Raw genomic sequence first — 13,824 nt, 5'->3', positions numbered from 1 at the left:
AGGCGGCCATGCCCATCGAGACCTTCGAGACCCTGGCCTTCGGCGACAGGGTGCGGTCCATGACCCTGCGCCCCGAGCGGCCGGAGATGTTCGCCTCGGCGCTCTCGGCCGTGTTCGGGGCGGATTTCCAGCGCGGCGGCGGGGACGTGGTCGGGAACGGCGCCATCGAGGTCGTGCCCGGCCCCGGCGGCCGCGCGCTGCAGTGCAAGGACGTCAACGCCGTCTTCACCGCGCCGCTTGCGGCGCCGCTGAAGCGGGTGTCCTTCGCGTATGTCTATGGCGGCGGCAACGTGAACCTCGCCGCCAACGGCGTCGCGCGGAACGAGAAGTCGGTGGGCGACCTGGACGGCGTGCAGCTGGGCGGGGCGCGGGTGAAGGTCGAGGGGCCGGACGGGCTGCGCACCGGCACGCTGACGCTCGAGGGGCTGATCCGCCCGCAATTCGTGTTCGGCCACCTGGTGGCGGGGGGGCAGAACCTGACCATCGGCGCCGTGGACTACGACTGGGGCTGAGGGACGGGGGACGGCGCCCGCCCGGCGGGGCCGCGCGGCGGGCGCGGGGAGCGGGGGCGCGGGACGGGGGCGGCCCCGCCCCGCGGTTCTCCCCCCGCGGTTCTCCCATTGCAGGCGGCGCGCGGGCGCCCCACGCTCGGGCCCGTCTGCACCCCCGTCCGCAATTCCCGCACGGAGCCGCCCCCATGAGAATCGCCTGCTGGTCCGGGCCCCGGAACCTTTCGACCGCGATGATGTACGCCTTCGCCGCCCGCGGCGACTGCGCCGTGACGGACGAGCCGTTTTACGCCGCCTATCTCGACCGCACCGGACTGGCCCACCCGATGGCGGAGGAGATCATGGCCGCGCAGGACCGCGACCCGGGCAAGGTCGCCGCCGCCATGGCCGGGCCGATCCCGGGGGGCAGGCCGCTCTGGTACCAGAAGCACATGTGCCAGCACATGCTGGAGGGGGTGGACCGGTCCTGGTTCGACGCCTGCACCCACGTGTTCCTGCTGCGCCACCCGGCGCGGGTGCTGGCGAGCTACGCCGCCAAGCGCGAGGCGCCGGGCGCGGAGGATATCGGTTTTCGCCTGCAGGCCGAGATCTTCGACGAGGTGCGCGCCCGCGGGCTGCCCCATGCCGTGATCGACAGCCACGTGATCCGCGAGGCGCCGGAGGCCGCGCTGCGCGCGCTCTGCGCCGCCATCGGCGTGGTCTTCACCCCGGCGATGCTGTCCTGGCCCGCGGGCGGGCGGCCCGAGGACGGGGTCTGGGCCCCGCACTGGTACGACGCGGTGCACCGGTCCACCGGCTTCGCGGGGGCCGAGGGGGCGCTGCCGGACCTGCCCGGATCGCTCCGCCCGCTCTGCGACGAGACGATGCCGCATTACTCGCGCCTGCGCGCCCACGCGCTGCGCCCGGAGGCGGCATGAGCCCCCTTGGCGGCGAGGCCGCCACCACCACCCATGACGCCGAGCATGACCCGCGCAATGACGACCTGCTGATCTGGGTGAACGGCGAGCTGGTCCACAAGGACGAGGCGGCGGTGTCGGTCTACGACTCCGGCTTCATGCTCGGCGACGGGATGTGGGAGGGGATGCGGCTTCAGGGCGGGAAGTGGGTGTTCTTCGACGACCACATGGACCGGCTCTTCGCCTCGCTGAAGGCGGTGTCGCTGGACCCGGGGCTGGACCGCGCGGGGGTGCGGGCGCTGCTGGATGCGACGGCTGAGGCGAACGGGATGGTGTCGGACGCCCATTGCCGCCTGATGATCACCCGCGGGCGCAAGGCCAAGCCGTTCCAGCACCCGTCCCTGTCCCGCTCGGGGCCCACCGTGGTGGCGATCGTCGAACACTCCCGGCCCTCCGAGGCGGTGCAGGCCAGGGGCGTGCGGCTGGCGACGGTGCCGCAGGTGCGCGGGCTGCCGCACAGCCAGGACCCGAAGTTCAACAGCCACTCCAAGCTCAACTGCGTCATCGCCTGCCTTCAGGCCGAGGCGGCGGGGGCGGACGAGGGGCTGATGCTCGACCCCCATGGCTTCGTGAACACCACAAACGCCTGCAACTTCTTCATCGTGCGCGGGGGCGAGGTTTGGACCTCGACCGGCGACTACTGCATGAACGGGGTGACGCGCCGCAAGGTGATCGACATCTGCCGGGAAAACGCCATCCCGGTGCGGGAGAAGAACTTCTCGCTCTACGAGGTCTACGGCGCGGACGAGGCGTTCCTGACCGGCAGCTTCGGGGGGCAGACGCCGGTGGCCTCGGTCGACGGGAAACCCATCGGCGACGGGCCGGGGGCGGGGCCGATGACCACGCGCATCCGCGGGCTCTACAAGGCGCTGGTGGCGGCGGACGTGGCGGCGCAGGGGGGCTGAAGGCGGGGGCTGAGGGGGGCTCAGACGCCCTCGTAATCGAACACGAGGGGCAGGGCGGGCAGCGGCTGGTGCGAGATCACCCGCGCCTCGCGCGCCGGGACCCCGATGCCGCGCAGCACGATCTCCGCCGCGTCGGTCCCCGCCTCGCGCCACGCCCGGCGGCCGTCGAGCACGATGGAGATCGCCCCGAAGGTGGCCCCGCCGGCGGTGGCGGTGGCCGAGGGGACCTGCTCGGGGCGCAGCGAGAACCGCCCCGAGGCGATGCCGCGCCGCAGCTCGGCCGCCGGCATCGCGCCCCAGAAGGTGCCGAGGCGCGGCTCCAGCATCGCGTAGCGGGCGATGAACCGGCCCCAGTGCGGCTCGTCATGCACCCGTCGCACCCCGAGGCGGATCGCGGCCGAGATTTTCTCGGCCGGGTCCTCCATCCCCGCGCAGACGCCGTTGACGGAATCGAGGAATTCATCCGCCAGCAGGGCGCAGAGGGCGGGGAACAGGTCCGCCGGGTCGTCGAGATTGTTGTAGACGGTGCCGCGGGACACGCCCGCCTCGCGCGCCAGCTCGCTGATCGCCACGCTGGAGCCGCCGTGATCGGCGAAGATCCGCAGGGCGGCCTTGTGGATGCGCAGGGCGCTCGGTTGCATTTCGCCCCCGCGAAACCTTTGCTGCACTGCGTAAAACAGCGCTTTAGAAAAACTGTTGACGCAAATTGAACACCCCTGTTTAAATCGAGTCAATAACGTTCACCGCCGACAGGTAGGAAGGCGGAATGACCGACTGCAAGGGAGGCGCCCTCGGGCGCGCCGCCCGATGACGGAGCTTGTGCAGCTCCTGATCGGGGGCGTGGCCAACGGCTGCATCTACGGGCTCGTGGCCCTCGGCTTCGTGCTCATCTACAAGTCCAGCGAGGGCGTGAATTTCGCGCAGGGCGACATGATGATGCTCGGGGCCTTCATGGCGCTGGGCTTCGGCAATGCCGACCACCTGGGGCTGTCGTTCTGGCTGGCCGTGCCCATCGCGGTGTCGATGATGTTCGGCGTGGGCTGGGCGACGGAGCGGTTCGTGGTGCGGCGCCTGTTCGGCCAGCCGCAATTCGCGCTGGTGATCCTGACCATCGCCTTCGGGTTCCTGCTGCGCTTCGTGGCCGGGTCGATCTGGGGCTACACGCCGCTGGTGCTGGAGACGCCGTTCTCCGGGAGCGCGGTGCACATGGGCACGCTGACCGTGTCCGTCGCCGACATCGTCACCATCGTCACCACCGTGGGACTGACCGTGGGCCTGTGGGCGTTCTTCGCCTTCACCCGGGTCGGCATGGCCGCGCAGGCGGCGTCGCAGAACCAGATGGCGGCCTGCATCGTGGGCGTACCGGTGATGCGGGTGAACGCGCTGATCTGGGGCCTGTCGGGGGCGGTGGCGACGGTGGCGGGGGTGCTGTTCGCGACCCGCGGCGCGATCGACCCGAATATCGGCCTTCTGGGCATCAAGGCCTTCGCGGCGGCGGTGATCGGCGGGCTCGGGTCGCTTCCCGGCGCGCTGCTGGGCGGGCTGCTGATCGGGGTGGCCGAGCCGCTGGCGGGCCGCTACGCGCCCTCGGAGATCGCGAAGATGACGCCGTACATCCTGATGCTGGCGGTCCTGGTGGCGCGGCCCGGCGGGCTGTTCAGCCAGATGATGGCGAAGAAGGTCTGATGCGATGCGGGTGATCCTCAAGACCTCTTACGACCGCGACATCGACCTGCATGAAAGCTGGCGGGACCGGGCCTGGATGGGCGCGCTGCTGCTGGCGATGGCGCTGCTGCCCTTCGCGGTGGGCGATTACTACCTGGCCGAGGCGGCGAACACGCTGATCTGGGCGCTGGCGGGCATGGGCCTGATGGTGGCGGTGGGGCACACGGGGCTGGTGAGCCTCGGGCATGCCGCCTTCCTGGCGGTCGGGGCCTATACCGACGCGGCGCTGATGACCGCGGGGGTTCCCTTCATCATCGCCTTCCCCGTCGCGGGGATCGTGGCGGGGGTGTTCGGCGCGCTGGTGGCGATCCCGGCGGCGAAGCTGTCGGGCATCTACCTGGCCATCGCCACCCTCGCCGTCTTCGCGCTGGTCGAGGAGATGGTGATCGCGCTCGAGCCGATCACCGGCGGCGTGGGCGGGATCATGGCCCCGTCGGTGGAGATCCTCGGGATTTCCTTCGACCGCTACGCGCATCTCGACAATTTCTACTGGCTCTGCCTCGCCGTCGTCGCGCTGGTGACCTGGGGCTATGCCAACCTGATGCGGGCGCCGACGGGCCGGTCCTTCCTCGCGGTGCGCGATTCCGAGGTCTCGGCCCGGGCGCTGGGCGTCGACGTGCCGAAGACCCGCGCGCTGGCCTTCGGGCTGTCGGCGGGGGTGACGGGGCTGGCGGGGGCGCTGATGGGGCATTTCATCGGCTTCTTCAACTACGAGCTCTTCTCGATCTTCATCTCGATCAACCTGCTGCTGGTGGTCACCATCGGCGGGCTGGGGTCGATCCAGGGGGCCTATCTCGGCGCGATCCTGATCACCGGGATGCCGCAGGTGATCGCGATCCTGCGCGACAACGTGAAGGCGGGCTTCGGGGTGGATCTCAGCTCCATCCCCGGCCTCGACACCGCGCTGTTCGCGGCGATCCTGATGGGCTTCATCATCTACGAGCCCGCGGGGCTCTACGGCAGCTGGCGCAAGCTGCGGGCCTGGGCCGAGCTGTTCCCGCTGGCGCGCCGCGACATGTTCCGTCGCCAGAAGACCTACCTGAAGACGGAGCGGATGAAATGAGCCTGCTGGAAGTCGAGGACCTCGCCGTCCATTTCGGCGGCGTGAAGGCGGTGGACGGGGTGTCCTTCGCGGTCGAGGAGGGCGAGGTCTTCGCCATCATCGGCCCGAACGGCGCCGGCAAGTCGACCATCTTCAACCTGATCAGCCGCATCTATGAGCCCACCCGCGGGAAGATCCGGTTCGAGGGGCGGGACATCACCGCCCTGAAGGCGCACCAGATCGCGCCGCTCGGGATCGCGCGCACGTTCCAGAACATCGAGCTGTTCGACCATTCGACCGTGCTCGACAACCTGCTGATGGGGCGGCACGCGCACAAGGGGACCAACTTCGTCTCCGACATCCTGCACCTGCCCTCGGTGCGCCGGGCGGAACGGGCGCACCGGCTCGAGGTCGAGAAGGTGATCGAGTTCCTGGAGCTCGAGGCCTATCGGCGCTCGATGATCGCGGGGCTGCCTTACGGCGTCCGGAAGGTGGTGGAGATCGGCCGCGCCATGGCGCTGGGCCCGAAGCTGATCCTGCTGGACGAGCCCGCCTCGGGCCTGTCGGTCGAGGAGACGCGGGACGTGTCCTTCTGGATCGAGGACATGCGCCGGGTGATGGGCCTGACCGTGGTGATGGTGGAGCATGACATGTCGCTGGTCAGCCGCACCTGCGACCGGGTGCTGGCGGTGGCCAACGGCAAGCCGCTGGCCCTCGGCACGCCCGCCGAGGTGCAGGCGGACCCGCAGGTCCAGGCCGCGTACCTGGGCGCCAGCGTGGGGGCCGCGTGATGACCGTTCTTTCCGTGAGCAACCTCGAGGTCTCCTACGGCGCGGTCACCGCGCTGCGCGGGGTCTCGATCGACGTGGCCGAGGGCGAGATCGTCGCCATCCTGGGGGCCAACGGCGCGGGCAAGTCCACGCTGATGAAGGCCATCGCCGGGCTGATGACCCCGACCAAGGGCGACATCACCTTCCAGGGGACGCGCATCGACGGCGCCGACACCGACAGGCTGGTGCGCAAGGGGCTGTCGCTGGTCCCCGAGGGGCGCGAGGTGTTCCCCTACCTGTCGGTGGAGGAGAACCTCAGGCTCGGGGCCTACACCCGGCCCGGGGACGTCTCGGGCGATATCGAGATGTGCTATGACTACTTCCCGATCCTGAAGGAGCGGCGCAAGCAGCAAGCGGGCCTTCTGTCGGGCGGGCAGCAGCAGATGCTGGCCATCGGCCGCGGGCTGATGGCGCAGCCCACGCTGATGATGCTGGACGAGCCGTCGCTCGGCCTCTCGCCCCTGCTGACGCAGGAGATCTTCGGCATCGTCGCGCGGCTGAACGCCGAGCGGAAGGTGACCATGCTGCTGGTCGAGCAGAACGCCCACGTGGCGCTGGAGACGGCGCATTCGGGCTACGTGCTCGAGACCGGGCGCATCGTGATGGCCGGGCCGACCGAGCGGCTCAAGGCGTCCGAGGACATCCAGGAATTCTACCTTGGCCGGTCCGACGACGCGGCCCGCGGCGAGAAACGTTGGAAGAGGCGCAAGACATGGAGATGATGACGGGCGTTCCGGCCGCCGCCGCGTCGGGCGAGACGGTGGAGTTCGACGGGCACGAGACCATCGTCGCCCTCTGGGCCGCGCGCTGCAAGGAGCTGGGCGCCGCCACCTGCCACCGCGAGAAGAAGCTGGGCATCTGGCAGGCCTGGTCCTGGACCGACTGGTACGAGGAATCCCGGGCCGTGGGCCTCGCGCTCATGGACCTTGGCGTGCGGAAGGGCGAGCCGGTGCTGATCCTGGCCGAGGACCGGCGCGAATGGCTGTGCTGCGACCTCGCCGCCGCCGCCATCGGCGCGATCCCGACCGGGGTCTACACCACCGACAGCCCGAACCAGCTGGCGTACCTCGCGCAGGACAGCGGCGCCCGGGTGCTGTTCGTCGAGAACGAGGAGCAGCTCGACAAGTGGCTGACCGCCCGCGGCGACATGCCGGGGATCGAGCGCGTGGTGATCTACGAGCGCGAGGGGCTGGTCGATTTCTCGGACCCGCAGGTGGAGTTCTATGACGAGCTCGTCGCCCGCGGGCAGGGGGCCGAACACCCGGACCGGTTCGAAAAGGCGCTGTACGAGGTGAAGCCGAACGATCCGCGGATGCTGATCTACACCTCGGGGACCACCGGGCCGCCCAAGGGGGCGATCTGCACCCATCGCAACATGATCTTCCAGCTCTCGGCCGGGCGCCGGATGCTCGACTTCAAGGCGGGGGACGAGCTGCTGTGCTTCCTGCCGCTGTGCCACGTGCTGGAGCGGCTGGTCTCGGTCGAGGCGGCGCTGGCCAACGCCTGCGTGGTCAACTTCGCCGAGAGCCCGGAGACGGTGTTCGAGAACCTGCGCGAGGTGTCGCCCGACACCTTCGCCGGGGTGCCGCGGATCTGGGAGAAGATCCACTCCCGGGTGATGATCATGCGCTCGGAGGCCGGGCGGATCGGCGGGGCGGCCTTCGACTGGGCGATCCGCGTCGGCACGGCGCGGGCGAAGGCGCGGGCCGAGGGCAAGCCGGTCCCGGCGGGGCTGAAGATCCAGTTCGCCATCGCCGACTGGCTGGTGCTGGGCAACCTGCGCCGGATGCTCGGCCTCGACAACGCGCGGCGGGTGACCTCCGGCGCGGCGCCGATCTCGCCCGAGCTGATCGACTGGTTCGACGGCATCGGGGTCCCGCTGATCGAGGGCTACGGGATGACCGAGACCACCGGCGTCGCCACGATCAACACGGTCGAGGACAACGCGGTGGGCACCGTGGGCAAGCCCCTGCCGGGGGTGGACCTGCGCCTGTCGCCCGAGGGCGAGCTGGAGGTCCGCGGCGCGGGCGTGTTCGGCGGCTACTGGAACAAGCCCGAGAAGACGGCCGAGACCTTCACCGAGGACGGCTGGCTGCGCACCGGGGACCTGGGGCGCATCGACAACCAGGGCCGCCTGACCATCACCGGGCGGGCCAAGGACATCATCATCACCGCGGGGGGCAAGAACATCACCCCGGCGGAGATCGAGAGCCGCCTGAAGTTCAGCCCCTACATCGCCGACGCGGTGGTGATCGGCGACCGGCGCAAGTACCTCACCTGCCTCGTGATGATCGACCAGGAGAATGTGGAGAAGTTCGCGCAGGACCGGCAGGTCCCGTTCTCGGACTTCGCCTCGCTCACCCGCGCGGCGGAGGTGCGGGCGCTGATCGGCGAGGTGGTGGCCGAGACCAACAGGCAATTCGCGCAGGTCGAGCAGCTGAAGGATTTCCGCCTGATCGACATCCTGCTGACGGCGGAGGACGAGGAGCTGACGCCGACGATGAAGCTGAAGCGGAATTTCGTGAACGAGCGCCACAAGGGGCTCATCGACGAGATGTACTGACGACCTGTACCGACCGGCGGGAGACGGTCGGACACAACTGGGAGGATACCATGAAGAAACTCTTCACCCTCGCCGCCGCCGCGGCCATCGCCGCGGCCGCCGCCGCGACGACCGCCGCCGCGGACGCGCCGGGCGTCAGCGATGATGAGATCATCATCGGCGCCGCGCATGACCTGTCGGGCATCTTCGCGCCCTTCTCGGTCCCGGCGGTCACCGCGGCGAACCTCTATTTCGAGAAGATCAACGCCGCGGGCGGCGTGAACGGGCGCAAGATCACCTACATCACCGAGGACCACGGCTACCAGGTTCCCAAGGCGATGCAGGCGGCGAACAAGCTGATCAACCGCGACCGCGTCTTCGCCATGCTGCTGAACCTCGGGACGCCCCATAACCTGGCGATGTTCCAGATGATGGGCCCGCAGGGGATCCCGAACGTCTACCCGCTCTCGGCCGCGCGGCAGATGGTGGACCCGCCCGCGCCGTGGAAGTTCGCCAGCGCGGCGAGCTATTACGAGGGCGTGAAGACCTCGGTGAAGTACATGGCCGAGAAGCAGGGCGCCAAGAAGTTCTGCCTGATGTTCCTGCCCACCGATTTCGGCAAGGAGATCGAGGCGGGCGTGCTCGACGGCGTCAAGGAAGCCGGGCTCGAGATGGGGGTGGAGCTGTCGCACAAGCCCGACGAGAGCGACTTCACCGGCGCCCTCGGCCGCATCAAGGAAAGCGGCTGCGACACGGTCGGCATGGCGCTGGGCATCGGCCAGATGATCAACGCCATCGCCACCGCCCGCAAGCTGGGCATGGAGGACACCCGGTTCCTGCTGTCCTCGGCCGGTTTCCACACCGTCGTCGCCAAGGGCCTCGCCGCCCAGGGCGTGACCTCGGGCGTCTTCGCCGGCTCCGGCTGGCAGGATCTCGAGGCCCGCGCGGGCGACCCGGCGGTGGCCGAGTGGATCGCCGAGTACAAGGAGGCGACGGGTGAGAACCTGCCGGGCACGGGCGCGATCCTGGGCCGCTCGGGCGCCGAGCAGTTCGTGCGCGCGCTGGAGGCGGCGGAGGAGCCGCTGACCCGCGAGAGCTTCCTGAAGGCGATGGAATCGCTCAGCTACCACGACGACATCTCGGCGGTGGACGTGAGCTACTCGGCCGACAACCATGTCGGCGCGAACACCATCTTCATCTCCGAGATCGACAACGGCTCGTGGAAGACGATCGAAACGATCAAGTGACCTCGGGTCGCTGACGATCCCCGGGGGGGCGGGCGCGCCCGCCCCCCGGACCTGCCGGCCCGTCGCGCCCGCCGCCGCCGCCGCCGCCCGCCGGCCGGACCCCAAGCCCTGTCCCGATGATACCGACCCCCGGCCGCGCCCCCCACCGCGCGGGCCGCCGAAAGGATGCGCCATGCTCAAACGCACCATCTATGACGAAGAGCACGAGATGTTCCGCCGCACGGTCCGCGGCTGGGCCGAGGCCGAGGTCTTCCCCCACCGCGAGGCCTGGCGCGAGGCCGGGAGCGTGAGCCGCGAGGTCTGGCGCAGCGCGGGGGAGAACGGCTTCCTGTGCATGTATGCGGACGAGAAATACGGCGGCCTGGGCCTCACCGATTTTCGCTACGACATGATCCTGAACGAGGAGCTCTCGAGCCGCGAATCCGGCCTGTTCCTCGGGCTGCACAACCGCATCGTCGGCCCCTACCTGCAGAACTTCGCCAGCGACGCGCAGCGCGCCCGCTTCATGCCCGGCGCGGTGTCGGGCGAGCTTATCCTCGCCATCGCGATGACCGAGCCGGACACCGGCTCGGACCTGGCCGGGATGCGCACCCGCGCGGTGGAGATGGAGGATCACTGGGTCCTGAACGGGGCCAAGACCTATATCTCCAACGGCCATCTCGCCGACCTGGTGCTGGTCGCCGCCCGCACCAACCCGGACAAGCCGCACGAGATCGGCCTGTTCTGGGTCGAGGCGGGGATGGAGGGGTTCAGCCGCGGGCGGAACCTCAAGAAGGTCGGGCTCGAGAGCCAGGACACGGCCGAGCTGTTCTTCGAGGACGTGAAGGTGCCCAAGGCCAACGTGCTGGGCGACCCGCGCATGGGCTTCAAGATCATGATGACCAACCTGGCCGAGGAACGCCTGATGGGCGCCGTCGGCTTCTGCGCCCGGGCCGAGCACGCCTTCGACGCCACCATGGAATACATCATGGAGCGCCGCGCCTTCGGCCGCCCCGTGGGCACGTTCCAGAACTCGCGCTTCAAGATGGCCTCGATCCGCACGGAACTGGACGCGGCCTGGGCGCTGACCGACCACTGCGTGCGCGAGCACATGGAGGGGACCCTGACCCCCGAGATGGCCGCCGAGGCCAAGCTCTTCACCTCCGAGGTCGAGGGGCGCGCGGTGGACGAGTGCCTGCAGCTTCATGGCGGGGCGGGCTACATGGACGAGTACGAGATCTCCCGCCTCTATCGCGACGCGCGGATCAGCCGGATCTATGCCGGGACCTCCGAGATCATGCGCGAGATCATCGGCCGGGGGCTCGGCCTCGACGAGCGGAAGAAGAACTGATGGCGGGCGCGGGCCTGTCGCTGACGCTGCCGCTGCTGAAGGCGGCCGAGGAGCGCCCGGGCGGCGTCTTCACCGTGTTCGGCGGCCGGCGGCGCAGCAACGCGGAAGCGGCGGACCGGGTCGCGCGCCTCGCCGCCGCGCTCGCCGCCCGCGGGGTGGGGCGCGGGGACCGGGTGGCGATGCTGGCCCATAACTCGGACCGCTTCGTGGAATACGTCTTCGCGACCCTCTGGGCCGGGGCGGCGATCAACCCGGTCAACGCGCGCTGGTCGGCGGCGGAGATGGCCTTTTCCCTGGAAGACAGCGGCACGCGGGTGCTGGTCGTCGACGACGCCTTCGCGCCGATGGTCCCCGAATTGCGCGCCCTCGCCCCCTGCATCGCCCACGTGATCCATGCCGGGGACGGCCCCCCGCCCGGGGGCGCCGAGGGGTTCGAGGCGCTGATCGCCGCGCATGACCCGGCGCCGGATGCGGGGGCCTGCGGCGACGACATGGCCGCGCTGCTCTATACCGGGGGGACGACGGGGCGGCCCAAGGGGGTGATGCTGTCCCATGCCGGGATCGCCGCCTGCACCCTGTCGCTGACCGCCGCCGCGCCCAATGGCGGCGACGCGCCGGGGCTGCATGTCGCGCCCTTCTTCCACATCGGCGGCGTCGGCGTGATCTTCCAGTTCGCCTTCCGCCGCGCGCCGCAGGTGATCCTGCCCGCCTTCGACGCGGCCGAGGCGCTGCGGCTGATCGAGGCGGAGCGGGTCGGGGACGTCTTCGTGGTGCCGACCATGCTGCGCCGGCTGCTCGACCACCCGGACGCGGCGACGCGCGACCTGGCCTCGCTGATCTCGATCCGCTACGGGGCCGCGCCGATCGACACCGCGCTGCTGGCCCGCGCCATGGCCGCGATCCCGACCGCCGGGTTCATGCAGGTCTACGGGCAGACCGAGTTCTCGCCCGTCGTCACCTGCCTCGCCCCCGCCGACCACCTCGGGGACGGGGCCAGGGCGCGCCTGACCTCGGCCGGGCGGCCCTTGCCCACCGCCCGGGTGCGGATCGTGGACGCAGACCGCCGCCCGCTGCCCGTGGGCGCGGTCGGAGAGATCGCCGTGCAGGGCGCGCAGGTCATGCTCGGCTACTGGAACCGCCCCGAGGAGACGGCGAAGGCCCTCTCGGGCGGGTGGCTTTACACCGGCGACGCGGGGTTCATGGATGCGGCCGGCTTCCTCCACGTGGTCGACCGGGTGAAGGACATGATCGTGACGGGGGGCGAGAACGTCTACTCGGCCGAGGTGGAGAACGCCCTCTCGACCCTGCCGGGCGTCGCCGCCTGCGCGGTGATCGCGCTGCCCGATCCCGACTGGGGCGAGCGGGTCCACGCCGTGATCGTCCCCGCCCCGGGCCATGCGCCCGACCTGGAGGCCGTGCGCGCCCATTGCCGCCCGCTGATCGCCGGCTACAAGGCGCCCCGCTCGGTGTCGCTGGCCGAGGCGCTGCCCCTTTCCCCCGCGGGCAAGGTGCTCAAGCACCGGCTGCGGGCCGAGTTGACGGAGGAGACGTGATGCCTTTCCCGCGCATGCACCTGGAGCCCGAGCACGAGCTGTTCCGCACCTCGGTCCGCCGCTATCTCCAGGCCGAGATGGCCGACAAGGTCGACCGCTGGCGCGACCAGGGCCACGTGGACCGCGCGGATTTCGCCGCCTTCGGCGCGCAGGGCTGGCTCTGCCTCTGGGCCGAAGAGGAATATGGCGGCCCCGGCATCCGCGACATCCGCTACGATCAGGTCCTGCAGGAAGAGACGATCCGCTGGACCGATATCGGCTTTTTCCACAACGCCCACTCGATGCTGGTGGGGCCGTACCTGGACCGTTTCGCGACGCCGGAGCAGAAGGCGCGCTTCCTGCCCGGCGCGGTGTCGGGCGAGACGGTCATGGCCATCGCGATGACCGAGCCGGACACCGGCTCCGACCTCGCCGCCATCCGCACGCGGGCCGAGGACATGGGCGATCACTGGCTGCTGAACGGGGCCAAGACCTATATCTCCAACGGGATCATCGGCGACCTCTTCGTGGTCGCGGCGAAGACCGGGGCGGGGCGCGGCCAGATCGGGCTTTTCGTGGTGACGGCGGACATGGCGGGGTTCAGCCGCGGGCGGCACCTGAAAAAGCTCGGCCTGCCTGCGCAGGACACCGCCGAGATCCGCTTCGACAACGTGAAGGTCCCGAAGGAGAACCTGCTGGGCGATCCCGGCGCGGGCTTCGCCTACATGACCGAGTGCCTGGCGGTGGAGCGGACGATGAGCGCGATCAGCTCGCTCGCCCATGCGCAGGCGGCCTTCGACGTGACGCTGGACTGGGTGAAGGAGCGGCGCGCCTTCGGCCGCCCGATCGGCGCGTTCCAGAACACCCGCTTCGTGATGGCCGAGCTGCGCGCGAAGCTCGACATGGCGCAGGCCTGGCTGGACCAGTGCGTGGTGCTGGCCAATGACGACCGGCTGACGGCCGAGGACGCGGCGGCGCTGAAGCTGGTCTGCTCGGAGCTTCAGGGCGAGGTCGCCGACCAGGGCCTGCAGCTGCATGGCGGGGCGGGCTACATGGACGAGATGCCCATCGCCCGCATGTTCCGCGACGCCCGGATCGCGCGGATCTATGCCGGGACCTCGGAGATCATGAAGGAGATCATCGGCCGCGCCCTCGGGCTGGGCGAGAAGGACCTGCGCTGAAGGGGGGCGGGCGGGGCCGGAGGCG

Annotated in this window: 13 protein-coding genes; 12 read left to right on the top strand and 1 reads right to left on the bottom strand. The window is 70.3% G+C overall.

Going from position 1 to position 13,824, the window contains the following annotated elements; genetic code table 11:
• Positions 1-8 precede the first annotated feature (8 nt).
• The 3 genes from ACQ5SO_RS10130 (at position 9) to ACQ5SO_RS10120 (ending at position 2,370) form a co-directional block, all read left to right on the top strand.
• Positions 9-512, top strand: coding sequence for a hypothetical protein (locus ACQ5SO_RS10130; protein WP_430941480.1), 504 nt, complete (start codon positions 9-11; stop codon positions 510-512).
• Between the two features lie 185 nt (positions 513-697).
• Positions 698-1,426, top strand: a complete 729-nt coding sequence (locus ACQ5SO_RS10125) for an HAD family hydrolase (protein WP_430941479.1) — start codon at positions 698-700, stop codon at positions 1,424-1,426.
• Positions 1,423-2,370, top strand: a complete 948-nt coding sequence (locus ACQ5SO_RS10120; RefSeq protein WP_430941478.1) for an aminotransferase class IV — start codon at positions 1,423-1,425, stop codon at positions 2,368-2,370. Before ACQ5SO_RS10125 ends, ACQ5SO_RS10120 begins: the two co-directional genes overlap by 4 nt.
• Before the next feature lie 20 nt (positions 2,371-2,390).
• On the opposite strand, the gene ACQ5SO_RS10115 is transcribed toward ACQ5SO_RS10120, so the two are convergent.
• Complete coding sequence (locus ACQ5SO_RS10115; protein ID WP_430941477.1) at positions 2,391-3,011, bottom strand: TetR/AcrR family transcriptional regulator; 621 nt, start codon at positions 3,009-3,011, stop codon at positions 2,391-2,393.
• Between the two features lie 166 nt (positions 3,012-3,177).
• Here ACQ5SO_RS10115 and ACQ5SO_RS10110 point away from each other — a divergent pair, with 166 nt between their 5' ends.
• The 9 genes from ACQ5SO_RS10110 (at position 3,178) to ACQ5SO_RS10070 (ending at position 13,799) form a co-directional block, all read left to right on the top strand.
• Positions 3,178-4,056 (top strand): branched-chain amino acid ABC transporter permease, encoded by an 879-nt coding sequence (locus tag ACQ5SO_RS10110; RefSeq protein WP_430941476.1) that lies wholly within the window; start codon positions 3,178-3,180, stop codon positions 4,054-4,056.
• Between the two features lie 4 nt (positions 4,057-4,060).
• Entirely contained in the window at positions 4,061-5,158 is a 1,098-nt protein-coding gene (locus ACQ5SO_RS10105; RefSeq protein ID WP_430941475.1) for a branched-chain amino acid ABC transporter permease, read from the top strand.
• On the top strand, positions 5,155-5,928 hold the full coding sequence (locus ACQ5SO_RS10100) for an ABC transporter ATP-binding protein (RefSeq protein ID WP_430941474.1): 774 nt from the start codon (positions 5,155-5,157) through the stop codon (positions 5,926-5,928). Before ACQ5SO_RS10105 ends, ACQ5SO_RS10100 begins: the two co-directional genes overlap by 4 nt.
• Entirely contained in the window at positions 5,928-6,689 is a 762-nt protein-coding gene (locus tag ACQ5SO_RS10095) for an ABC transporter ATP-binding protein (RefSeq protein WP_430941473.1), read from the top strand. The genes ACQ5SO_RS10100 and ACQ5SO_RS10095 overlap by 1 nt, the downstream gene beginning before the upstream one ends.
• A complete protein-coding gene (locus tag ACQ5SO_RS10090; protein ID WP_430941472.1) occupies positions 6,680-8,530 on the top strand; it encodes an AMP-dependent synthetase/ligase in 1,851 nt (616 codons plus the stop codon). The genes ACQ5SO_RS10095 and ACQ5SO_RS10090 overlap by 10 nt, the downstream gene beginning before the upstream one ends.
• 50 nt (positions 8,531-8,580) lie before the next feature.
• Positions 8,581-9,756 carry an ABC transporter substrate-binding protein gene (locus ACQ5SO_RS10085; RefSeq protein ID WP_430941471.1) on the top strand — a complete coding sequence of 392 codons (1,176 nt, stop codon included), beginning with the start codon at positions 8,581-8,583 and terminating at the stop codon, positions 9,754-9,756.
• Positions 9,757-9,928: 172 nt separating this feature from the next.
• A complete protein-coding gene (locus ACQ5SO_RS10080) occupies positions 9,929-11,086 on the top strand; it encodes an acyl-CoA dehydrogenase family protein (RefSeq protein WP_430941470.1) in 1,158 nt (385 codons plus the stop codon).
• On the top strand, positions 11,086-12,639 hold the full coding sequence (locus ACQ5SO_RS10075) for an AMP-binding protein (protein WP_430941469.1): 1,554 nt from the start codon (positions 11,086-11,088) through the stop codon (positions 12,637-12,639). The genes ACQ5SO_RS10080 and ACQ5SO_RS10075 overlap by 1 nt, the downstream gene beginning before the upstream one ends.
• A complete protein-coding gene (locus tag ACQ5SO_RS10070) occupies positions 12,639-13,799 on the top strand; it encodes an acyl-CoA dehydrogenase family protein (RefSeq protein WP_430941468.1) in 1,161 nt (386 codons plus the stop codon). The genes ACQ5SO_RS10075 and ACQ5SO_RS10070 overlap by 1 nt, the downstream gene beginning before the upstream one ends.
• Positions 13,800-13,824 lie beyond the last annotated feature (25 nt).

This window comes from Rhodovulum sp. DZ06 (genome assembly GCF_050586345.1).
Lineage (GTDB): Bacteria > Pseudomonadota > Alphaproteobacteria > Rhodobacterales > Rhodobacteraceae > JBOCEF01.
Note: the sequence above shows the minus strand (reverse complement) of the source record. Positions and strands in the feature narration are given on the sequence as shown.